This is a genomic window from Fructilactobacillus sanfranciscensis (assembly GCF_029023685.1).
GTDB lineage: Bacteria > Bacillota > Bacilli > Lactobacillales > Lactobacillaceae > Fructilactobacillus > Fructilactobacillus sanfranciscensis.
Genome location: NZ_CP118925.1, coordinates 983,052 through 1,005,931, shown reverse-complemented (window position 1 = coordinate 1,005,931; position 22,880 = coordinate 983,052). Strand labels below are relative to the sequence as shown.

Below are 22,880 nucleotides of genomic sequence, written 5' to 3'. Positions count from 1 at the left end.
ATAGCGATAAAAAGAGTGCAAAACGATTAATAAATTAATATTCAAGGTATTGATGGGGCTGTGACAGTGTCACGGCTTTTTTATCTGACTACTAGTTCAGAATTGGATTGCTAGCTTTTAACTGCTTTTTGAGGAGGAAACATTTTTGAAAACAAGAGACGATATTAGAAATATTGCAATTATTGCCCATGTCGATCATGGTAAGACGACTTTGGTTAATGAATTATTGAAACAATCTGATACCCTTGACGGTCATGATGAAATTCAAGATCGTGCGTTAGATTCAAATCCAATTGAACGTGAACGTGGTATTACTATTCTTTCAAAAAATACCGCCGTTAAATACGATGGTAAACAAATTAACATTCTTGATACACCCGGACATGCCGATTTTGGTGGAGAAGTTGAACGTATCATGCGAATGGTTGATGGTGTTCTTTTAGTTGTTGATGCAGCTGAAGGTACAATGCCACAAACTCGTTTCGTATTGAAAAAGGCTTTGGAACAACACTTAACTCCAATTGTTGTAATTAACAAGATTGATAAGCCAGGTGCTCGTCCTGAAGAAGTTGTTGATGAAGTGCTTGATTTATTTATTGAATTAGGTGCAGATGAAAGTCAACTTGAATTCCCAGTTGTTTATGCTTCAGCTATGAATGGAACTTCAAGTCTTTCACCTGATTTAGATGATCAAGAACACACTATGAAACCTATTTTTGATACTATCCTAGAAAACATTCCCGCTCCAATTGATAATTCAGAAGATCCATTACAATTCCAAGTTGCAATGCTTGATTATGATGACTTCGTTGGTCGTATTGGAATTGGTCGTGTTTTCCGTGGAAAAGTCAAAGTTGGTGACAACGTTGTTGTTATGAAACTTGACGGCTCACAACAAAAATTCCGTGTTACAAAAATCATGGGATTTGTTGGATTGAACAAAGTTGAAATTAATGAAGCTAAGGCCGGTGATTTAATCGCCGTTTCTGGTATGGAAGATATTAATGTTGGTGAAACAGTTGTTTCTCCAGATTCACTTGAACCACTACCAATCCTTAGAATTGATGAACCAACCATGCGTATGACCTTTGGTACTAACACTTCACCATTTGTTGGTAAAGAAGGTAAGTTAGTTACTGCCCGTCAATTAATTGATCGTCTTGAAAGAGAACTTCATACTGATGTTTCACTTCGTGTTGAAGAAACTGATGACCCAGGTTCATGGGTTGTTTCTGGTCGTGGTGAACTTCATTTGTCAATCTTGATTGAAACTCTTCGTCGTGAAGGTTTCGAACTTCAAGTTTCTCGTCCTGAAGTTATCTACAAAACTATTGATGGCGTTAAATCTGAACCTTTTGAATCTGTACAAATTGATACTCCTGACGAATACTCTGGTTCAATTATTGATACACTTTCACAACGTAAAGGTGAAATGCAAAACATGGAAAGTGTTGGTAATGGTCAAACACGTATGACTTTCTTAGTTCCATCACGTGGTTTGATTGGTTACTCAACTCAATTCCTTTCAATTACCCATGGTTACGGAATTATGAACCATACTTTTGAAAAGTACGCACCTGTAGTTAAAAACTGGAACCCAGGTCGTCGTAATGGTACTTTAGTATCAATCAACACTGGTAAAGTTACTACTTATGCAATTATGGCTATTCAAGATCGTGGTAAGATTTTTACTGATCCAGCTACTGAAGTTTATGAAGGTATGATTGTTGGTGAAAACTCACGTGACAATGATATTTCAGTTAACATCACTCGTGGTCGTAATCAAACCAACGTTCGTGCTGCCGGTTCTGAAGATATTGCTAAGGTTAAAGCACCATTTCATTTAACACTTGAAGAATCACTTGAATTCTTAAATGAAGATGAACTTTGTGAAGTAACCCCTGAACATGTTCGTTTGAGAAAACGTATCTTAAATACTGGTGAACGTGAAAAAGCAGCTAAGAAAAATAAACACAAAAATAGTTAAGAAAAATTTAAAAGGATTACTCATTTGAGTAGTCCTTTTTTTTAGGTGTAATTACTAGTACAATAATAATAATCACTTAAAAATAAACTCGTTGGGGATAGTTATGAAAAACAAATCTAAGATTGATTGGTATTTAATGATACCTTATATATTTTTATGCTTATTTGGGATTGTAATGGTTTATTCTGCTAGTGCAGGAATTGGATTATCATTTGGTCAAGGAGAAGCGAAAACACTTGCTGAAAAACAAACTTTTTATTTTATAATTGGATTAGGCATTATTTTTTGTGTTAACAAATTCTTTTTTAACAAATTCTTTTTTAAACTTATTTTATCGCATAGATTTGTAATTTATTTTTTTGGGATTCTCATGGTTGCTTTACTGTACGTTAAGTTATTAGGAAAAACAATTAATGGGGCTGCTGGCTGGATTTCAGTAGGTTTCTTTAGTTTACAACCCGCTGAATTTTGTAAGTTTTTCTTTATTATTTTCTTTGCTTTTATTTTACGTAAGCGACAAACTACCATTGACATGGATGGATTAGGTAAATCATTTAAAGAAAATTGGCAGCCCCTTGCCATTCCAGGAGTTATTTTATTTTTAATTGCTGTTCAACCAGATATGGGTGGAGCAATTATTAACTTTACTATTGTTTTTGTAATGTTACTAGCCGCAACGAGAAGTTGGAAAACTTTACGAGCTTGTACAATTATTATAATTTTACTCGTGCCTGTCTTTTATTTTGGAATTGAATTTTTGGCTAAACATGGTCAGAATATACATAATTATCAGTTACAAAGAATTGTGGCATTTTATAATCCATTTTTACATGCCCAGACGTCAGGAGCTCAGTTAATTAATTCGTTTTATGCTGTTAGTAACGGAGGACTTTTCGGTCGTGGATTAGGTAATAGTATTCAAAAAATGGGATATTTACCTGAAGCTAATACTGACTTTATTTTATCAATCATTTCTGAAGAATTTGGATTAGTAGGAATATTATTTGTGCTAGGACTACTTTATCTTATGATTGTACGTATGATTAAGATTGGCCAACGAACAAATAATTTACAGTATAGTTCAATTTGTTATGGAACAGCAGCATATCTTACAATTCAGACTTTATTTAATGCTGGTGGTGCGATTGCATTAGTTCCTTTAACTGGGGTAGCTCTTCCATTCATTAGTTATGGTGGATCTAGTATGTTAACATTAAGTTCTTGTTTTGCTTTAGTATTAAAAATTAGTAGTATTGAAAAACAGAGTCGCACGCAAAAATAATAGGAGATTGTAATTTGGAAAATATTCAAAATCGAGCAGAATTACTAGTTTCAATTTTTTCATTGAAACAATCAAAAAATTTAAAAAAATTTGGTGATATTCGCTTTATTTCAAAAAAAATGCATTATGTAATTTTATTTGTTAATCGTGATGATTTAGATGACATTATTGAAGAGTTAAAAAAACAACGTTTTGTAAAACGGGTTGAAAAAACGCCGACAATTGCATTAGTTGAAGAACTTAATGAATTAAACCTTAATGCATTAGAGGGGGAATAGTTATGAGAATTATTTCTGGTAAATTTGGTGGAAGAAAGATTTCTCCAGTTCCTGGAACTAAAACTCGGCCAACAACGGATAAAGTGCGTGAATCGCTATTCAATATGATTGGTCCATACTTTACTGAAGGCTCATTTTTAGATTTATTCGCTGGATCTGGTGCAGTAGCTATTGAAGCAATTTCACGTGGAATGAAGCATGCTGTGTTAGTTGATAGACAATATGCAGCATTTAAAACAATTAAAAAAAATATTGAAATAACTAATGAAGAGCAAAGCTCATTTAAAGTTTTAAAAATGGATGCCGAACAGGCTTTAAAAAAATTAGCAAGTAAGGGTGAAAAATTTGATTATATTTTTTTAGACCCGCCTTATGCAGCTCAACAAATGATTAAGCAGTTAGCTGAAATTAAAAAATATAACTTATTAAATCCCAAAGGAATTGTAATTTGTGAGACTGACAATCAAACTAATTTGTCTCAAGTTTCAAATTATGATTTAATTAAACAAAAAGATTATGGACTAACAGTAATTACCATCTATCAAGCAGAAGAATAGGAATTAAATATGAAAAAAGTGATTTATCCTGGAAGTTTTGATCCAATTACAAATGGTCATTTGGATATTATAAAAAGAGCTGCACAAATTTTTGATGAAGTGGTAGTTGCGGTTGGAAATAATCCAGATAAAAACACTTTGTTTTCTGATAAGGAACGAGTCGAATTAATTAAAAAGTCGGTTTTTGACATCAAAAATGTTGCAGTTACTGAATATAGCGGATTAACTGCTAATTTCGTTAAAAGTCAAGGTACCAATTTAATTATTCGTGGAACTCGTGATTCTCGTGATTTTGTTTTTGAAAAAGAAATTGCTAATTTGAATAGTCTTTTAGATAACCAAATTGAAACACTATTAATTTTTGCTAATAAGGATTATGAATTAATTTCATCATCTATGGTAAAAGAAATTATTCGTTTTGATGGTGATGTTTCTAAATTTGTTCCTAAACCAGTTTTATCAGCATTGAAAGTGAAGGTTAAACATGAAAAAAATAAAAAAATTTATTAAAAAGCATAAAATATTATTATGCTTAACTGTTTCAATCTTATTTCTTTTATGGTTATTTTTGTGGCCAATAAATGCGCTTGTTGAAGCTCCAGGTGAAGCAATTTCATTACAGCCAATGGTTAAAATTGAAAATGTACAAAAGTTAAAGAAAACTAAGTTTATGATAACTGCAGTTTCAATTTCGCAAGCCCATCCGTTTTCATATTTAGAAAAGCAGTTTAATCCCCATCTATCAATTGAAAGCACTAAATCAATTACTGGTGGACAAAATGATGAACAGTTTAGTAATGTGCAAAATGTTTACATGAATACCGCAATAAATAATGCGATTTATGTTGGTTATCATAATGCCCATCGTCAAGTAGCTAAAAGTTACCAAGGTGTTTATGTATTATCATTGTTGCCTAATTCTGATTTTAAAGGGAAACTCGAACCAGCTGATTTAGTGGAGTCGATTAATGGTAAACGACTTAAGCAAAGTATTGAATATGTTAATTACATTAAAAGTTTACCCAAAAATGCTACTTTAACGATTCAATTCAAACGTAATGGTAAAAACCATGAAGTAAAGGGTCAAAAACGAGAAATTGTCCCTGGATTTAATGGAGTTGGAATGACAATGACTGACGATATGACTGTTAAAACAAACCCTGGTATTAAAGTTGATCCTGGTGAAATTGGCGGACCATCAGGTGGTTTGATGTTCGCTTTACAAATCTACAGTCAACTTGAACAAAAGTCATATTCGTTTAGTAAAATTGCAGGAACAGGGACGATTGCTCCTAATGGTGAAGTTGGTGAAATTGGTGGAATTGACAAGAAAATTATTGCAGCAAATGACAGTGGAACACAAATTTTCTTTGCTCCATATGTAAAACCAACTAAAGCAAATTTAGCGATGGAAGACGAAAAAGAAACTAATTACCAAGTTGCTAAAAAAACGGCTAAAAAATATGCACCACATATGAAAGTTGTTCCAGTTAGAAACTTTAAAGATGCACTAAATTATTTGAATAATCACTAAAAATAACACTCTATAAGTTGGAAAATAACTTGTAGAGTGTTATTTTTGATGTGATTATCATTACTCATTAAAAAATAGAAAGAGAAAAGTAAAATGGCAGAAATAAAATCTTTAAATTCAATTTACGATTTTAAAATTAAAGAAATGAATGGTCGAGAAATTGATTTTACTAAATTTAAAAATAAAGTTATTTTAGTTGTAAATACGGCTAGTAAATGTGGGCTTGCTCCTCAATTAAAAAATCTTGAATATTTGTATAAAAAATATCATCAAAAAGGACTAGAAGTAATTGGTTTTCCTTCTAATCAATTTCATCAAGAACTTGATAGTAAAGATATCGATGAATATTGTAAGATACATTATGGGGTTACGTTTCCAATGACAGAAATGATAAAAGTAAACGGAAATGAGGAATCTCCACTTTTTACTTATTTAAAAGGACTTTCTGGTCACAAAAATATAAAATGGAATTATACTAAATTTTTAATTGAAAAAAAGGGAAACTTGATTCATCGCTATGCTCCAGTAACTTCTCCATTAAAGATTGAACCAAAAATTATTGATGCATTGAACATTACTGATTAAGAAAAAATAATTATTATTATTTAAAAATTTCCAAATGACACCACCGATAAATGCTGTTATTAGAATAAAAATAAATAAAATTAATAAAATCTCACTAGGTAAATATATTCCTAAAACAAAAATGATTGGGTATAAAATGAAACTAAAGATGAATATCACTGTATCAATAAAACAAATAACTTGACCACAGTCAGACCAGGCAATTTTATAAGCTGGTTTTTTCATCAATTTATCAATTCCCCACAAACAAGCTGTAATAATCCACAACACAAGATTTGCAACTAATAAAAAAATTAATACATTTAAAGAACTCAAAAAATTAAACGATAAAATGTTTTTTGGGTATACAATACAGTTACAAATGATAATTGCAACGTTATATTAACAAACAATTAAAATAAAAATGGGTAGGTATGTTTTATGAAAATTAAAAATATTAGTTTAAAAAAACCCAAGGACCGTGACGAAATCATCACTGGTACTTTTTCGATTGATGATTTTAAGATTAAATATGAAATTAGTCCTAATATGAACAAAAAATTTGTTTATAATGTTCGATTTTATTCAATAACAAATGATAAATTAGATTCCACAAATTATGCAGTTGAACAAACCATTAGGTATAATGAACTAAATTTTAAAGATGAATATGACGTTTACGATTGGGACGATTTTTTAGATAGAGCACCAATAACTAATCAAGGAACGCCTTTTGTAATTAGTTTCAACGATTAGTTTAGCTGATAAGCAAAAATTAAAATTATAATTATAATTATTGTAGTATCTGGTAGTATTTTAGCTGACAAGAAATTGTTTTTATAAATATTTAAATTTGAAAGGAGCTTTTTATAGATGAAATTTGAATATAAGCCCGGCCGTTTTTATACTGAAAAAGATGGTAAAGTGATTGCGAAACTGATTTTTACGATTGACAATAATGTTGTATCAATTAACCATACTTTCGTTGATCCATCATATCGAGGCCGTGGAATTGCAGGTAAATTAATGTTAGAAATTATTAATTATGCTCAAGAACATCAATTTATGATTGAACCGGTTTGTACCTATGCAAAACAATTTTTTACACGAACCGATAAATATAACGACTTGCTTTTAAAATAATATCGCTAAACTTGATTTTAAATGATTGGAGTCGGAAATTTTGATTAACGAAGAACTTAATGAAAAAATGAAGATTTTAAGAAAATCAGCTGCTAAAGCTAGCCATAATAAAATCGGCAAACGAAACAGAAGCGGGATTGTCGGGGTTACAAAATTAGTTAATCGAAACTAAGATGGACGTGAATATATTTATTGGCAAGCTAGTATTAATGTTAAAGGGAAACAATATTTAAAGCGCTTTAAAGAAAATGAAAGAAAAGATGCAATTATTCAAAGAGGACTATGGGAGCAAAATTTTTTAGGTGAATTACAACCTTCCATTAAAGCATACGTGTTGAATTATTTAAAGCCTAATAATGATTTATAAAATTGATAGACACAAAGTTGTTTATCAATTTTTTTGCGTATATTTCCAATTTTTCCGTATATATAATAAGAAAGGGGAGAAAGATGGATAAGTATATTGGAAAAGTTAAAGAAGCAATCGAGGAATATAAATTTCAAATAATTTTTGGTTTGTTGATTTGTATTGTATTGACGGTTGCCTACTGTTTTATTAATAAAAATACTGAAGCAACTGCTACATCAGGGCAAACTACTCAGGTTCAATCAAAATCTAATGGTAGTAAGGAAATCAATCAGCATGCCGTAAAATCAAATCAACATGAACAAATTTTTGTCGATGTAAAAGGAGCTGTGATTAATCCAGGTGTTTATCAAGCATCTACTAATATGCGTGGAACTGATTTAATAAAAATGGCAGGAGGGTTTAATAATTATGCAGATCGTAATCATGTAAATTTAGCAAAAAAAGTAACCGATCAGGAAATACTTTATATTCCAATTCAAGGAGAAGTTATAGGGACACCTGTTACTAACCTTGGAAGTACTGAATCAAGTAATAACGATGATAATGCCGGATTAGATTCAAAATCTAGTGGAGATAAAGTTAATTTAAATGAAGCTGATTCTACTAAAATTCAAACACTTAATGGCATTGGACAAAAAAAGGCCGAAAAAATAATCGATTATCGAAAACAAAATGGTCCTTTCAAGTCGGTTGATGATTTAAAAAATGTGCCAGGATTTGGGGAAAGAACTGTAGCTAATTTAAAGCCATCTGTATCAGTTTGATTAGATTTGCTATAATTATAGTAATTAACGAATTGTGAAGGAGCATAATTATGAAAAAGAAAAGAATTCCTTGGGACCAATATTTTATGTTGCAAGCAATTTTAGTGGCTAGTAGAAGTACCTGTGAGCGTTTATCAGTCGGGTCAGTCCTCGTTCGCAATAAACGAGTAATTGCTTGTGGGTACAATGGGTCGGTTTCTGGTGATGTTCATTGTATTGATGAAGGTTGTTATATGGTCGATGGACATTGTCAAAGAACCATTCATGCCGAAATGAATGCAATTTTGCAATGTGCAAAATTTGGTGAATCGACTGATGATGCTGAAATTTACGTTACAGATTTTCCATGTTTACAATGTACAAAAATGTTGTTGCAAGCTGGGATTAAGACAATCAAGTATCTTCGAGAATATCATAATAGTAAATATGCCGAAGCACTGTTAAAAAAGGAACACGTTAAAGTTGAAAAGGTTCAAATTGAAAGAGAACAAGTTGATAATTTACCATTTAGTGAATACTTATCCTTCGATAAATAATTAAAAAGAATTTTTATGTATTTAGTGCTTTGCTGTGGGGATGTATATCATTAATTTTTGCAAATCAAATTTTATATGGAATCATTGGAATTGGATTAGTTTTATGTAGAATTTATTGTTTGAAAATTAAAGAATTTTTTTGGAAAAATATTTTATTAACATTAATTCCATTATTGTTTTTTTGTATGTATTATCGATCTGAAATGCAAAAACAAACAATAATTGAAAATTTAAGTAAATCTTCTAAAACAATGAAAATAGATATTTTACCTGATGAATTACATATACATGATAATCAGTTTCGTGTTTTAGCTTATTTACCTGAAGCAAAACAATCTGTTTTGTGCTTTGGAACAATGAAGACGCAGGCAGAAAATGATTTAATTAGAAAAATCAAACAGAAAACACAACTAGAGGTAGTTGGAGATTTAACCGTTTTAGAAATTGCTCCAAATGTTAATCAGTTTGATTCAAAAAAGTTCTATGGTCAGCAAGGAATTTATGGTCAAATAAAAATAACTACTCTTAAAAGTAAAACTGAAATTACCAATTCTTCATTAACTGATAATGTTCATCAATTTAGATTTTGTGGACTAGAATTATCTGATAGATTACCCAAGTACTTGAAATTATATGTTCAAAGTTTGGTGTTTGGTTATAAAAATACCGATTTTAAAGAAGAGATGGATGGTGTTCAGCAACTTGGATTAATTCACTTGTTTAGTATTTCAGGAATGCATGTTTATTTTTTGATTGATTTAATTTTAATGCTAGCGTCATTGTCGTATATCAAACGAGAACACGTTCAATGGGCAATGATTATTGGATTGCCATTTTACTCTATAATTGCTGGCTCAGCTGTGGGATTAATTCGTGCAATCTTAATGATTGAGGAACGCTTAATAGCTGGTAAATTTAAACTTTATTTTACTAGACTAGACATTTGGTCCGTAGCTTTGATGATTAACTTATTAATTAATCCCATGCTTTTATTGGAATTTGGCTGTCAACTTTCCTATGGGTTGTCTTTAGCATTGATTTATACAGGAAATGTTGGAAACTTAAAGAGAACTATTTTATTAGAATTAGTTAGTTTTCCAATTGTTATTTATTATATGTACGAATGGCATGCGTTATCATTATTAGCAAACTTATTGATTATTCCATTCTTTACTGTCGTAATTTTTCCATTAGTGTTAGTTGGATTTGGTCTGAGTTTATTTAATTTGCCTGGCGTTAATTTAGTTGATTATTTTTTGATGAGTTTTGATCACTTTACAACTTTAATATCATCTTTTCCAGGAAAGATTACATTTGGTAAGCCATGGATAATTTTTGTGATTTTTATGATTGCTTGTGGATTGCTATACATGGAAAATGCCAAAATAAAATATTTATTTATGATTGTTTGCTCTAGTTTAGGGATGTATTGTATTATTCATTTTCCTATTAGTGGTGAAGTAACCTTTTTTGATGTTGGTCAAGGTGATAGTATTTTACTTAGAGAACCATTTAACAAATCAGTTACTTTAATTGACACCGGAGGTAAACCTAATTTTTTTGTTAAACAAGGACAAAAAGATGTTTATTTAGCACCGAATACTTCAATTAGATATTTAAAAAGCATTGGAATTAATCATATTGATAATATTTGTTTAAGCCATCAAGATGCCGATCATATTGGGGATTTACCTTCTTTTTTGAAATTAATGAAGGTTGATAGGGTTTATATTCCATTTGGTATGGAGCATAACCAACATTTTATGAAGAAAATTAAACCATTTAATAATTTTAAACTTGTTAGTGTAAGGGATGGAGATACAATTTTTGGAACACCGCTAAAAGTTATTCATCCATTTATTGCTGGATTAGGAAAAAATGAAGATTCAATGGTATTATATAGCCAAATTAATAATTTGAATTGGACATTCACAGGGGATTTAGATCGACTAGATGAATTAAAAATTTTAGATAAATACCCTAATTTGAAAACGGATATTTTAAAATTGGGTCATCACGGAAGTAAAACAGCCTCTGATCCCCAGTTTATTCAAGCAATCAAACCTAAAATTGGAATTATTTCAGCTGGAAGAAATAATCGTTATGGACATCCTAATCAAGAAACGTTAGACACAATGAAAAAAGAACAAGTGAAATTAATTAGCACGCAAAAAGATGGAATGATTTCATATCGTTATTCAAGATTTGAAAGTTATTTTACAACAAAATGGAAGGGGGATTTAAATGACCTTAATTGATAAAATAAAAACGATTTCAAAAAATCAAGAACCTGTTTATTTAATCACAGGGAAAAATGATTATTGGGAAAATGAAGTAATGAAACAAATTAAAAAGATTATTCCAGAAGAAGAGCAAACTATGAATTTTGCTACTTTTGACATGGAAGAAACCCCATTATCTGTGGCAATTAATGATGCTCTCTCGATTCCATTTTTTGGAGAAAAACGATTAGTTTTAATTAAAAATGCCTATTTTTTAAGTGGTAGTCATTCTAAAAGCAAGATTAAACATAATATTGAAGAATTGGAACAGTATCTGGATAATCCATCGATTGAAACTGTTTTAATTATATTAGCTCCTTATGATAAATTAGATGGACGAAAAAAAATTGTTAAAAAACTGAAGTCTAAAAGTTCAATGATTACATTAAATGATTTTTCTGAACGTGAAACAATTGATTTTGTTCGTAACCAAGTAAAAATGCAAGGTTATCAGATTAATTCAGATGCAATGAACGAATTTTATGCACGTACATTAGGTGATTTAAGCAAAATGATGAATGAATTACAGAAAATTTTCATTTATTGTAAAGATTCAAAAGAAATTACAGTTGAAGTAATTGATAAGTTAGTTTCAAAGTCATTAGATCAAAATGTTTTTGCACTAGTAGATTACATTGTAACTGGTAAAACGACTCAAGCAATCCATTTTTATCATCAATTACTAGAACAAAAACAAGAGCCAATTCAAATTAATGCTATTTTAGAGAGTCATTTTCGATTATTGTTACAGGTTAAGATATTGATGCAACATAGTTATAGTCAAAACATGATGACGACAACTTTAAAAATTCATCCTTATCGAGTTAAATTAGCAATGCAATCAACTCAAAGATTTTCTTTGAATTATTTAAAGGACGCTTACCTACATTTGGTTCAAATTGAATGTAAACTAAAAAGTAGCACCGATAATCCGGAACTACTTTTCGAAATGTTTGCAATAGAATTAGGACAAAAAAAGAACTCATACTAAGTGAGTTCTTTTTTATTATGATAATTTATTCATGATGTTAGCTAAGTGAGACTTCTTACGATTGGCACTGTTAGTCTTAATAAGACCTTTTGATTTTGAATGATCAATTGCAGCAACTGCTTTACGGTAGAAAGTATCAAGATCACTGACACCTTGAGCACTAGCTTTTTCAAATTCTTTAACAGCAGTTCTCATACGATTCTTTTCAGAAGCGTTCTTTTTACGAGCGATTTCGTTAGTCTTCATACGTTCGATAGCTGATTTAATAACTGGCATATTTTTTTCACCTCCACATAGTGAAATTAATCCTAACTTCACAGTTTTAACATTCCTAATTATACAAAATATCAGCTATAATTGCAATACAAGCTAAGATTTGTTTGAAATTTTGTTTAGAATGTTGTATATTTAATAAGTAACTGGTTCTTAGTTTTACGAGTCACTGACGTAATACTCAGAACTGAGGGATTTTTATTGAAAGGTGGTAAAGCATAATGGCTTTAACTAGAGAAAGAAAAACTGAAATTATCAAAAAGTTCGCTACACATGAAGGAGATACTGGTTCAACTGAGGTACAAATCGCAGTTTTAACAGCAGATATCAACGAAATTAACGAACATATGAAAGAACACAAAAAGGATTTCCATTCACAACGCGGACTTATGAAAAAAATTGGTCACCGTCGTAACTTATTAACTTACTTACGTAAGAGAAATGTTCAAAGCTACCGTGAATTAATCAAAGAATTAGGATTACGTCGTTAATCTTAACTTTAAAAAGGATGAGGCATTTTGCCTCATCCTTTTTTTAACCAATTTTTTACTTAAATATGTTACACTAAAGTTACATGTTAGATTTTGAACGAGTGCATAATTGATAACAATTAAAACAGTAACTGTAATATATTGAGGTGTAAAAATAATGAAAAAGAATATTAAAATCATACCGCTGGGCGGTGTGCGTGAAGAAGGCAAAGACTTATTTGCTGTTGAAGTGAATGAAAGTAGTATTTTCATTCTTGATTGTGGTTCTAAGTTCCCCTTAGATGATATGCTAGGAATTGACTATGTAATCCCTGATTTTTCATATCTTCGGGATAACAAAGAAAAGATTGTTGGAGTATTTTTAACTTCCGGACATCTTGATTCAATTGGTTCATTACCATATTTTCTTAGTGAATTTAATGTACCAGTGTTTGGTACAGAACTTTCAATTAAAATTGCGGAAAAATTAGTTAAGAAAAATCGTCAATCGAAAAAATTTGATGATTTTCATATTATTAATGATAAAAGTGAAATAACTTTTGATGATGGAACGGTTAGCTTCTTTGGAGTTACTCATTCAATCCCAGATGCAGTTGGAATTGTTATTTCAACTGAACAAGGTAGTGTTGTTTACACTGGTGACTTTAAGTTTGATCAAACCGTTCCAGAGCAATATCGGACTAATTATGCATCAATTTCTGAAGTTTCAAATAAAAATGTTTTAGCTTTACTTTGTGATGCTAGAAATGCTGAAGATAACTCTAAGGCGGCTGATGAAAAGAAGGTTGAAGAATTTTTAATTGATAATTTTGATTATCAAAATAAACGAGTAATTATTACTTGTTTATCAGGTCACATTTTAAGACTTCAAGAAATTATTGATGCGGCAGCTAAAACTGGTCGAGTGATTTACGTTGCTAATGAAAAATCTAAGTTTATGATTGATACTGCCATAGAAAATGGAAAATTAAAACTTCCAGATCAAGAAATATTTGTTCCATCAATTGAAGAATTAGATAAATTGAAACCTGATCAAACAATCATACTTCACGTTGGACAACCAGGTGAAGCGATGCTATCACTTCAAAAAATGGCTAGTCAACGTAATAAGAAACTTAGAATTGAACCAGGAGATTTAGTATTGTTGGCTACGTCACCATTACGTGCAATGGATAATGCTTGGGCAAAAACTAGAGATATGGTTTATAAAGCCGATGGAACAGTGGCATCAATTGATGAAGAACTTGATTTATCTAGTGATGCAAGTAGAAGTGATATTCAAATGATGATTAGTTTGATAAATCCTAAGTTCTTAATTCCGGTTCAAGGAGAGTATCGTCAGTTAGCAGCTGAACGTGAAGCTGCAATTGATGCTGGTTTTCCTAGCGACCACATTATTATTCCTGCCAAAGGCGATGTAATTCAATTTGATGGTGACGACATGTTCCTTTCTCAAGCTGTTTCTGCTTCTGATACAATGATTGATGGAATTGGAGTGGGTGATATTGGAAATATTGTCCTTCGTGATCGAAATGTGCTTTCTCAAGATGGTGTTTTTATTGCGGTTGTAACTATTGACCGTAAAAAGAAAGAAATTGTTGAAGGATCTAAAGTTACTTCACGTGGTTTTGTTTATGATCAATCAAATCGGGCTCTTTTAAAAGAAGCATCTGATTTAGTTGAAACAACGGTGCAAAATAATCTTGATAATAAAGATTTTGATTGGAGTCATTTAAAACAAGATGTTCGTGAAAAGTTAAGTTCTTTCCTTTACAAGAAAACTGATCGTCGTCCAGTGATTCTTCCAGTAATTATGGAAGTTAATCAACATCATCGTCGATTTAAAAATAATAATAAAAACTAATTAAAAAGGATTGAGCATTTGCTCAATTCTTTTTAATTATGAAGAGGAGTCATAATGAATGAAAAACAATTAGAAAAATTTAAAAAAGCCAAGGATGAAGTTAAAAACCATGACTTTAATACTGCTACAGATATTTTGTTAGATTTGTATGATGAAACAGATGATCAACAAGTAGTTTTGTTACTTGGTGAAACGTTATTTATGGACCAGAAATACGTTGGTGCAAACCGATTTGTAGAAGATAATTTTGATGTTTTTTTGCAGCAAAACTTTGAATTACTAACTCGTATTTATGAAAAAAATCATCGTTATCTCCAGTTGAGAATTATTGCAACTGGCTTGCAAAATGAAGATAAGATTAATTTATTAGAGGAAATTGAGCAAAGTGAAAAAGAATATGAAATGAAGGAGCCAAATTCTATTGCAAGCAATGCAAGAGAATTTATGCATTTAGGAGCTTTTTCAGCAGATCGTCAAAGAGAAGTGATTAAGGATGCAGAAATGCTTCCAATAAAACAATATTTAGCAGGAAGTAAAATCAGTTTGATTGATCCAGATGTTAATCCGGTTTGGCGAATGCAATTGTTAAATAATTTAATGAGGCTGGAATTTGACGAACCGGTGGATTTTATTTGGATTGATAATGCTAAACATCAAATAATTCCAAAAGAAGTTGCGGATGTTGAACAAACTAATGCTTTTAAAGAAATTCAAAGAGAGGTAAATGAAACAATTGGACAGCAAGATCCAATTAAAGCCGCTCAATTACAAGTAATTATTAAAGTTGATATGCAAATTTTGTTTCCATATATTGATCAAGTGGTTGTTGAGCCCCACAAGTGGGTTGAAGTAATTATGCAGAAAATGTTTGGAGATGTTTCAAAAACAACTTCTGATAAAGATGTGCTAAAATGGTTGAGTCTGATTGATTCGATCATGCAAACACTAGTTAACTAATTAAATTAGCGATTAGTGTTTACAAATTTAGTTTCAATCTATATAATATGTTAGTGAATTCTTTGAGAGAACCACTTTATTTTTCGAGTAATTGTAGTATAATTACAAGTAAAGATACTTTGGGTTTCTCCAAAGGACGTCTTACGAAAATAATAGGAGGGTTTCATAATGGCAAAAGAACATTACGAAAGAACAAAACCCCACGTTAATATTGGTACTATTGGCCATATTGACCACGGGAAGACTACTTTAACTGCAGCAATTTCAAAAGTTTTATCAGACAGAGGTTTAGCTAAGGCTGAAGATTTTGCTGATATCGATGCTGCTCCAGAAGAAAAAGAACGTGGTATCACTATCAACACTGCCCACATCGAATACGAAACAGAAAAGCGTCACTACGCTCATATCGATGCTCCTGGACATGCCGATTATGTTAAAAACATGATCACTGGTGCTGCTCAAATGGATGGTGCCATCTTAGTTGTTGCCGCAACTGATGGTCCTATGCCACAAACACGTGAACACATTTTGTTAGCTAAACAAGTTGGTGTTGATTACATCATTGTTTTCCTTAACAAGACTGATATGGTTGATGATGAAGAACTTATCGACTTAGTTGAAATGGAAGTTCGTGATTTATTATCAGAATACGGTTACGATGGTGACAACACACCAGTTATCCGTGGTTCAGCTCTTAAAGCCCTTAACGGTGACAAAGAAGCCGAAGAACAAATCATGAAGTTGATGGATACTGTTGATGAATACATCCCAACTCCAGAACGTGACGAAAGCAAACCTTTCATGATGCCTATCGAAGATGTATTTACTATCACTGGTCGTGGTACTGTTGCATCAGGTCGTATCGAACGTGGTGTTATTAAACTTGGTGACGAAGTTGAAATCGTTGGACTTGTTGAAGACGTATTGAAGACTACTGTTACTGGTATTGAAATGTTCAGAAAAACTCTTGATGAAGGTCAAGCCGGTGATAACATTGGTGCCTTACTTCGTGGTGTTAACCGTGAACAAGTTGTTCGTGGACAAGTGCTTGCTGCACCTGGTTCAGTTCAAACTCACGAAAAATTCTCTGCTGAAGTATATATCATGAGTAAAGAAGAAGGTGGACGTCATACTCCTTTCTTCTCAAACTACCGTCCTCAATTCTACTTCCATACCACTGATGTTACTGGTGTTATCGAATTAGATAAAGGTACTGAAATGGTTATGCCTGGTGATAACACAACATTCCACGTTGAGTTAACTAAACCAGTTGCAATCGAAAAAGGTACTAAATTCACTATTCGTGAAGGTGGACACACTGTTGGTGCCGGTACTGTTACAAGTATTGACGACTAATATTTATCTATAAAAAGATCAAAGACTTTGTCTTTGGTCTTTTTTGTTTACTTCGAATATGTTTACATTTTATTGTGCATAAGTTAGAATAATAGATGTATATAAATTACTTGAAAAAGTTTTATTATTTTTCATGTTGGAGGAATTTAAAATGGCTGATTGGTCAAAAAAAGAATTAAATAAAGGTGAATTAACTTTTAAAATTGACCTTGATAAAATCAAGGAAGGTTTAGATAAAGCCTTTGATAAGAACAAGAAAAACATTAAAGTACCTGGCTTCCGTAAAGGTAAAGTTTCACGCCAAGTATTTAACCAAATGTATGGTGAAGAAGCATTGTACCAAGATGCTTTAAACATCATGCTTCCAGAAGTTTACGCTGAAGCAGTTGCTGAGGCAGGAATTGATCCAGTTGGTCAACCTAACATTAGTGTTGAATCAATGGAAAAAGGTAAACCTTGGGTACTTAAGGCTGATGTTTCTGTTAAACCAGATGTTAAATTAGGTGAATATAAAGGTGTAGAAGTTCCAAAACAAAACACTCGCGTATACAAGAAAGACATTGATGCTAAATTAGATTCAATGCTTCAATCACAAGCTGAACTTGTTTTAGTTGATCGTCCTGCTAAAGATGGTGATACAGTAATTATTGATTTTGATGGTTCAGTTGACGGTAACCACTTTGAAGGTGGAAAAGCTAACAACTACTCTCTTGAATTAGGTTCAGGTTCATTTATTCCTGGTTTTGAAGATCAATTAGTTGGTCATAAAGCTGGCGATGATGTTGAAGTTAAGGTTACTTTCCCTGCTGATTATCCACAAAAAGATCTTGCTGGTAAAGAAGCACTTTTCGAAACTAAGATTCACGAAGTGAAAGAAAAACAATTACCAAAACTTGATGATGAATTTGCTAAAGATGTTGACGAAGACGTTGATACTCTTGAAGCATTAAAAGAAAAAATCAAGACTGAATTAAAAGAACAAAAAGAAGCAGCTGCTCACGATACAATCGAAAATGATGCTATCGATGCTGCTGTTAATAATGCAACTGTAAAAGACATTCCACAAGTTATGCTTGATGAAGACGTTGAACGTCAAATGGATCAATACTTAGCTGGAATCCAACAACAAGGTATTCCTGCTGATATGTACTTCAAGATGACAGGTACTTCAAAGGATGATTTGAAGAAACAATTCGTTGCTGGGGCAGATAAACGTGTTAAAACTAGTTTAGTGTTAGAAGCAATTGTTAAAGCTGAAAAAATCAATCCTTCGGAAGATGATGTAAATGCTGAAGTTGCTGACTTAGCTAAACAATATGGTATGAAAGAAGAAGCCGTTCGTGGTGCATTATCTGATGATATGCTTAAACACGATATTGGTATTCAAAAAGCTGTTTCTGTTGTTGTTGACAACGCAAAACAAGTTTCTAAGAATACTTCTTCATCTGATGAAAAATAAAGTTTAATTACTTTAAATAAAAGTCCGTTTAACGATTATCGTTACGGACTTTTTTGTTTCAAACCAACTCTTTTGCAACATTAAATCTTTGTGGTATAGTTTTGAGAGTTGAAAAAATGACTTAGATAAAAATGAGGAGATTTTTTATATGTTTGATGATGAAACAAACAAAACAGTTACATGCTCATTTTGCGGAAAATCCCAAGACCAAGTAAAAAAAATTGTTGCTGGTCCTGGCGTTTACATTTGTAACGAGTGTATCGATTTATGTGAACAAATTATGGATACTGAAATTAAATCCCAAAGTGCAGATGAAGAAATTGATGTTTTAACTCCTAAAGAAATCGTTGATCGTTTAGATCAATATGTAATTGGACAAACTGAGGCTAAAAAAACATTAGCAGTCGCTGTATATAACCACTACATGAGAATTAAAGAATTAGCAAAGCGTGATCAAGAAGATACTGAAGGTGATTCAGATATCTATAAGACTATTGAATCAGAAACTGAAATTCAAAAAAGCAATATTGCAATGATTGGACCAACTGGTTCAGGAAAAACTTATATCGCCCAAACGTTGGCTAAAATTATTAACGTTCCATTTGCAATTGCAGATGCTACAACTTTGACAGAGGCTGGATATGTTGGCGAAGATGTCGAAAATATTCTCTTAAAATTATTACAAAACGCTGACTTCAACGTTGAACGTGCTGAACATGGAATTATTTATATTGATGAAATTGATAAAATTGCCAAAAAAGGCGAGAATGTTTCAATTACCCGTGATGTTTCTGGTGAAGGGGTTCAACAATCACTTCTTAAAATCCTTGAAGGAACTATTGCAAATGTTCCGCCAAAGGGTGGACGTAAAAATCCACAACAAGAATTCATTAAAATTGATACAAAAAACATCCTCTTTATTGTAGGTGGAGCTTTTCCAGGAATCCAAGATATCATTCGTGAACGTTTAGGAAATAAAACTATTGGGTTTGGAACTGATTCAGTTCATACTGTAATTACAAATGATGATGATATCATGCAAAAAGTTATTCCGGAAGATTTAATGAAATTTGGATTGATTCCTGAATTTATTGGTCGTCTTCCAATCTTAACTGCTTTAAATAAACTTGATGAAGAAGATTTAGTTAAAATTCTAACTGAACCTAAGAATGCTTTAGTAAAGCAATATCAAAAGCTCCTAGCTCTTCAAGGGGTTAAATTAACCTTTGATAAAGCTGCTCTTCGAACGATGGCACAACAGGCTATTAAACGAAATACTGGTGCTCGTGGTTTACGTTCAATTATCGAAAGTGTAATGAGAGATGTAATGTTTTCATTGCCTAGTCGAGATGATGTAGCTGAGGTTATTATTACTAAAGCTTCTGTTAATAAGCAGGAAGAACCACGTTTAATTTTAAAAAAAGACGTTAAAAGTGCTAAATAAGAGTCGAATGGAGAAAACACAATGAATGTTACCGATGTAGACTTAGTCATGAGTGCCGTTGATCCAAAACAATATCCCAAAACTGGTTATCCAGAGATTGGTCTTTTGGGAAGGTCTAATGTGGGGAAATCATCATTAACTAATGTATTAATTAATCGGCGTGATTACGCACATACTTCAGGACAACCTGGTAAAACACAAACTTTGAACTTTTATGAAGTTAATCATAAGTTATACTTTGTTGATGTCCCTGGTTATGGGTATGCTAAAGTTTCAAAAACAGAACGTGAAAAATGGGCCAGCATGATTGAAACTTATCTAACTCAACGTGATACTTTGCGAGGAGTAATTAGTTTAATCGATGGTCGTCATGAACCAACTGAATTTGATTTACAAATGCGAGATTGGTTAGAATACTATAATATTCCAGTATTATACGTAGCAACCAAAGTTGATAAAATTTCTAAGAGTAAATTTAAGCACCAAGAAACAATCTTACGTAATAAATTACAATTAAAACCCGATGAAGAATTAGTGATGTTTTCTGCTAAAACTAAAGTAGGTAAAGACCAGATTTGGAATTGGATTGAAAATAAAATTAAAGCGTAAAAAAATCAGCTGTTAAATTAACAGCTGATTTTGTGTTTATTTAGATTGGTCACGCTTAAAAAATTTATTTCTTTCTTTAGCTTCAATTTGTTTATCTTCAATTTCTTTTTCGCTTTCAACTTGATTAGAATTTGAACTGTTTTTAGGGTTGAATTTGGCAAATTTATTTAACATGGCGTCTAAGTCTGCTTGTTTATTAATGTGTAAACCCATTTCATCACTTCCTTTGCTACATCATAGCAAAAAGTTGATTAATTGTCATTTAGTTATACAAGTTGACTTAAAGTCATTATAATTTAGGTAATGGATAAAAACGGAAGGAGGACCAATATGGCATCTGAACATATCGAAAATAAATTAAAACTTTTACCTGAAAAACCGGGAGTTTACATCATGAAAGATGATGAAGGAAAAGTTATTTATGTGGGTAAATCAAAAAATTTAAAAAATCGGGTTCGATCATATTTTAAAAGTAAACAGTATGGTAGACGGGCAAAGTTAGTTGAAAATATTGCGGATTACGAAACGATTATTACAGATACTGATAAAGAATCTTTTCTGCTAGAAATAACCTTAATTCAAAAATATCGTCCATATTATAATGTTCGGTTAAAAAATGGGAATACCGGTTATCCGTACATTAAAATAACTAATGAAAGAGATCCCCAAATTCAAGTAACTAGCTATGTTAAAAAAGATGGTGCCTTTTATTATGGTCCTTATCCAAATGTTTATGCAGCTGATGAAACCATGCATTTTTTACAAAAAATGTACCCACTTCGCCGTTGTAACGGGCGGCAATCACGGGCCTGTCTTTATTACCACATGGGTCAATGTTTGGGAGCATGCTTTAAAGATGTTCCTGAATCAGAGTATAATGAACAAATCAAGAAGATTAAATCATTCTTGAATGGAAATGTGGCAAATGCTAAACGAATTATAAAAAAGCGCATGAAGGATGCTTCTGATAAAATGGAGTATGAGCGGGCTGCTGAATTACGGGACCAGCTCCATTACATTGAAGCTACAGTAGAAAAACAAAAAATTATTTCACATGATTATACACAACGTGATGTTTTCAATTATTATGCTCATAATGGTTGGTTATCAATTCAAGTTTTCTATATTCGTCAAGCACGACTAATGAAAAGAACTAAGCGTCTTTTTCCAATTTTAAGTACTCCAGAAGAAGAAATGACAAACTTTATTGTTCAATTTTATAAGCAACAGGGACAAGTAAAACCACGTGAGATTTTAGTTCCTGGTACAATTGATACAGATGTGATTACAAAGTTAACTGATATTCCTGCAAGAACTCCGGTTAGAGGACAAAAGAGAGCGCTGCTTAAAATGGCACGTGAAAACGCTAAATATGTCTTAGATGAGAAGTTTAGGCTATTAGAAATGAATCGTCGTAAGACCACTGGAGCTATGGAAGAATTAAGTAAAGCCTTGGATTTACCTTCTCTTCATCGTATTGAAGCTTTTGATCATTCTCATATTGATGGGGCTGATTTAGTTTCTGCAATGGTAACCTTTGAAGACGGGAAACCCAATAAAAAGAACTATCGTAAGTATAAACTTCAAACAGTTGACCATGCGGATGAAGCTGCAAGTACTCGTGAAGTTGTACGCCGTCGGTACACCAGACTATTAAAAGAACATGCTGAAATGCCCGATTTGATTTTAATGGATGGTGGGGTTATTCAAATGAATGCAGTTAAAGATGTGTTAGAAAATGAATTAAACCTAAATATTCCAGTTGCTGGGATGGTAAAAAATGATAAACATAAAACCGCTGATTTATTATTTGGTGATGATGATCAACATATTTATCTAAATCCCAAAAGCCAGGCTTTTTATTTAGTCCAACGAATTCAAGATGAAGTGCATCGATTTGTAATTAATTTTCATCATGATTTACACAGTAAAAATTCAATGACTTCAAGGTTAGACAGTATCAAAGGTGTAGGACCAAAGACGAAAAATAAATTGATGCGTCATTTTGGTTCTATGAAAAATATTGAAGCAGCAAGTGTTCCTGATTTACAGGAATTAGGAATTTCAAAAACAGTGGCGCAAACGATTGTGCTCACTTTCCAAAATTCGAAACCCAAAGCAGTAATGCGTAAGATGTAA

The 22,880-nt window shown here is 31.9% G+C and carries 24 protein-coding genes; 22 read left to right on the top strand and 2 right to left on the bottom strand.

The window, feature by feature from the left end; all coding sequences use genetic code 11:
- Positions 1 to 145: 145 nt before the first annotated feature.
- The 14 genes from typA to holA all read left to right on the top strand — a co-directional run bounded on the left by typA (position 146) and on the right by holA (position 12,288).
- Entirely contained in the window at positions 146 to 1,987 is a 1,842-nt protein-coding gene (gene typA / locus PY770_RS05120) for a translational GTPase TypA (RefSeq protein ID WP_275045839.1), read from the top strand.
- 103 nt (positions 1,988 to 2,090) lie between these two features.
- Positions 2,091 to 3,269 carry an FtsW/RodA/SpoVE family cell cycle protein gene (locus PY770_RS05115; RefSeq protein WP_168852537.1) on the top strand — a complete coding sequence of 393 codons (1,179 nt, stop codon included), beginning with the start codon at positions 2,091 to 2,093 and terminating at the stop codon, positions 3,267 to 3,269.
- 14 nt (positions 3,270 to 3,283) lie between these two features.
- Positions 3,284 to 3,547, top strand: a complete 264-nt coding sequence (locus PY770_RS05110; RefSeq protein ID WP_014082240.1) for a YlbG family protein — start codon at positions 3,284 to 3,286, stop codon at positions 3,545 to 3,547.
- 2 nt (positions 3,548 to 3,549) lie between these two features.
- Positions 3,550 to 4,104 carry a 16S rRNA (guanine(966)-N(2))-methyltransferase RsmD gene (gene rsmD, locus PY770_RS05105; protein WP_056957526.1) on the top strand — a complete coding sequence of 185 codons (555 nt, stop codon included), beginning with the start codon at positions 3,550 to 3,552 and terminating at the stop codon, positions 4,102 to 4,104.
- A 9-nt stretch (positions 4,105 to 4,113) separates the two neighbouring features.
- Entirely contained in the window at positions 4,114 to 4,614 is a 501-nt protein-coding gene (gene coaD, locus PY770_RS05100; protein ID WP_103428427.1) for a pantetheine-phosphate adenylyltransferase, read from the top strand.
- Positions 4,589 to 5,638, top strand: a complete 1,050-nt coding sequence (locus tag PY770_RS05095; protein WP_156843364.1) for a SepM family pheromone-processing serine protease — start codon at positions 4,589 to 4,591, stop codon at positions 5,636 to 5,638. Before coaD ends, PY770_RS05095 begins: the two co-directional genes overlap by 26 nt.
- 93 nt (positions 5,639 to 5,731) lie before the next feature.
- Complete coding sequence (locus PY770_RS05090; RefSeq protein ID WP_103428428.1) at positions 5,732 to 6,223, top strand: glutathione peroxidase; 492 nt, start codon at positions 5,732 to 5,734, stop codon at positions 6,221 to 6,223.
- A 420-nt stretch (positions 6,224 to 6,643) separates the two neighbouring features.
- The gene (locus PY770_RS05085; protein WP_014082235.1) at positions 6,644 to 6,958 is read left to right on the top strand and encodes a hypothetical protein; all 315 of its coding nucleotides are present in this window, start codon (positions 6,644 to 6,646) and stop codon (positions 6,956 to 6,958) included.
- A 117-nt stretch (positions 6,959 to 7,075) separates the two neighbouring features.
- Complete coding sequence (locus tag PY770_RS05080) at positions 7,076 to 7,345, top strand: GNAT family N-acetyltransferase (protein ID WP_103428429.1); 270 nt, start codon at positions 7,076 to 7,078, stop codon at positions 7,343 to 7,345.
- A gap of 40 nt (positions 7,346 to 7,385) precedes the next feature.
- On the top strand, positions 7,386 to 7,517 hold the full coding sequence (locus tag PY770_RS05075) for a hypothetical protein (protein WP_263850692.1): 132 nt from the start codon (positions 7,386 to 7,388) through the stop codon (positions 7,515 to 7,517).
- 278 nt (positions 7,518 to 7,795) lie between these two features.
- Positions 7,796 to 8,479, top strand: coding sequence for a helix-hairpin-helix domain-containing protein (locus PY770_RS05070; RefSeq protein WP_103428430.1), 684 nt, complete (start codon positions 7,796 to 7,798; stop codon positions 8,477 to 8,479).
- A gap of 50 nt (positions 8,480 to 8,529) precedes the next feature.
- A complete protein-coding gene (locus tag PY770_RS05065) occupies positions 8,530 to 9,015 on the top strand; it encodes a ComE operon protein 2 (RefSeq protein WP_103428431.1) in 486 nt (161 codons plus the stop codon).
- Between the two features lie 119 nt (positions 9,016 to 9,134).
- On the top strand, positions 9,135 to 11,273 hold the full coding sequence (locus tag PY770_RS05060; protein WP_103428432.1) for a DNA internalization-related competence protein ComEC/Rec2: 2,139 nt from the start codon (positions 9,135 to 9,137) through the stop codon (positions 11,271 to 11,273).
- A complete protein-coding gene (gene holA / locus PY770_RS05055; protein WP_103423101.1) occupies positions 11,260 to 12,288 on the top strand; it encodes a DNA polymerase III subunit delta in 1,029 nt (342 codons plus the stop codon). The genes PY770_RS05060 and holA overlap by 14 nt, the downstream gene beginning before the upstream one ends.
- Positions 12,289 to 12,303: 15 nt before the next feature.
- Here the strand turns inward: holA and rpsT are convergent, their stop codons facing one another.
- Complete coding sequence (rpsT, locus tag PY770_RS05050) at positions 12,304 to 12,564, bottom strand: 30S ribosomal protein S20 (protein WP_056957514.1); 261 nt, start codon at positions 12,562 to 12,564, stop codon at positions 12,304 to 12,306.
- A gap of 218 nt (positions 12,565 to 12,782) precedes the next feature.
- On the opposite strand from rpsT, the gene rpsO reads away from it, so the two are divergent.
- From rpsO to yihA, 7 genes are all read left to right on the top strand, one after another.
- Complete coding sequence (gene rpsO, locus PY770_RS05045; RefSeq protein ID WP_014082227.1) at positions 12,783 to 13,052, top strand: 30S ribosomal protein S15; 270 nt, start codon at positions 12,783 to 12,785, stop codon at positions 13,050 to 13,052.
- A 157-nt stretch (positions 13,053 to 13,209) separates the two neighbouring features.
- Positions 13,210 to 14,916, top strand: coding sequence for a ribonuclease J (locus PY770_RS05040; RefSeq protein ID WP_103428433.1), 1,707 nt, complete (start codon positions 13,210 to 13,212; stop codon positions 14,914 to 14,916).
- A 54-nt stretch (positions 14,917 to 14,970) separates the two neighbouring features.
- The gene (locus tag PY770_RS05035) at positions 14,971 to 15,873 is read left to right on the top strand and encodes a hypothetical protein (RefSeq protein WP_103428434.1); all 903 of its coding nucleotides are present in this window, start codon (positions 14,971 to 14,973) and stop codon (positions 15,871 to 15,873) included.
- A 168-nt stretch (positions 15,874 to 16,041) separates the two neighbouring features.
- Positions 16,042 to 17,229, top strand: a complete 1,188-nt coding sequence (gene tuf, locus PY770_RS05030; protein WP_014082224.1) for an elongation factor Tu — start codon at positions 16,042 to 16,044, stop codon at positions 17,227 to 17,229.
- A 151-nt stretch (positions 17,230 to 17,380) separates the two neighbouring features.
- Positions 17,381 to 18,688 carry a trigger factor gene (gene tig, locus PY770_RS05025; RefSeq protein ID WP_103428435.1) on the top strand — a complete coding sequence of 436 codons (1,308 nt, stop codon included), beginning with the start codon at positions 17,381 to 17,383 and terminating at the stop codon, positions 18,686 to 18,688.
- 148 nt (positions 18,689 to 18,836) lie between these two features.
- Complete coding sequence (gene clpX / locus PY770_RS05020; protein ID WP_103428436.1) at positions 18,837 to 20,132, top strand: ATP-dependent Clp protease ATP-binding subunit ClpX; 1,296 nt, start codon at positions 18,837 to 18,839, stop codon at positions 20,130 to 20,132.
- 21 nt (positions 20,133 to 20,153) lie between these two features.
- On the top strand, positions 20,154 to 20,741 hold the full coding sequence (yihA, locus tag PY770_RS05015; RefSeq protein ID WP_103428437.1) for a ribosome biogenesis GTP-binding protein YihA/YsxC: 588 nt from the start codon (positions 20,154 to 20,156) through the stop codon (positions 20,739 to 20,741).
- 36 nt (positions 20,742 to 20,777) lie between these two features.
- Here the strand turns inward: yihA and PY770_RS05010 are convergent, their stop codons facing one another.
- Positions 20,778 to 20,954 carry an SPJ_0845 family protein gene (locus PY770_RS05010; protein ID WP_163601518.1) on the bottom strand — a complete coding sequence of 59 codons (177 nt, stop codon included), beginning with the start codon at positions 20,952 to 20,954 and terminating at the stop codon, positions 20,778 to 20,780.
- Positions 20,955 to 21,071: 117 nt separating this feature from the next.
- Here PY770_RS05010 and uvrC point away from each other — a divergent pair, with 117 nt between their 5' ends.
- On the top strand, positions 21,072 to 22,880 hold the full coding sequence (uvrC, locus tag PY770_RS05005) for an excinuclease ABC subunit UvrC (RefSeq protein WP_275045838.1): 1,809 nt from the start codon (positions 21,072 to 21,074) through the stop codon (positions 22,878 to 22,880).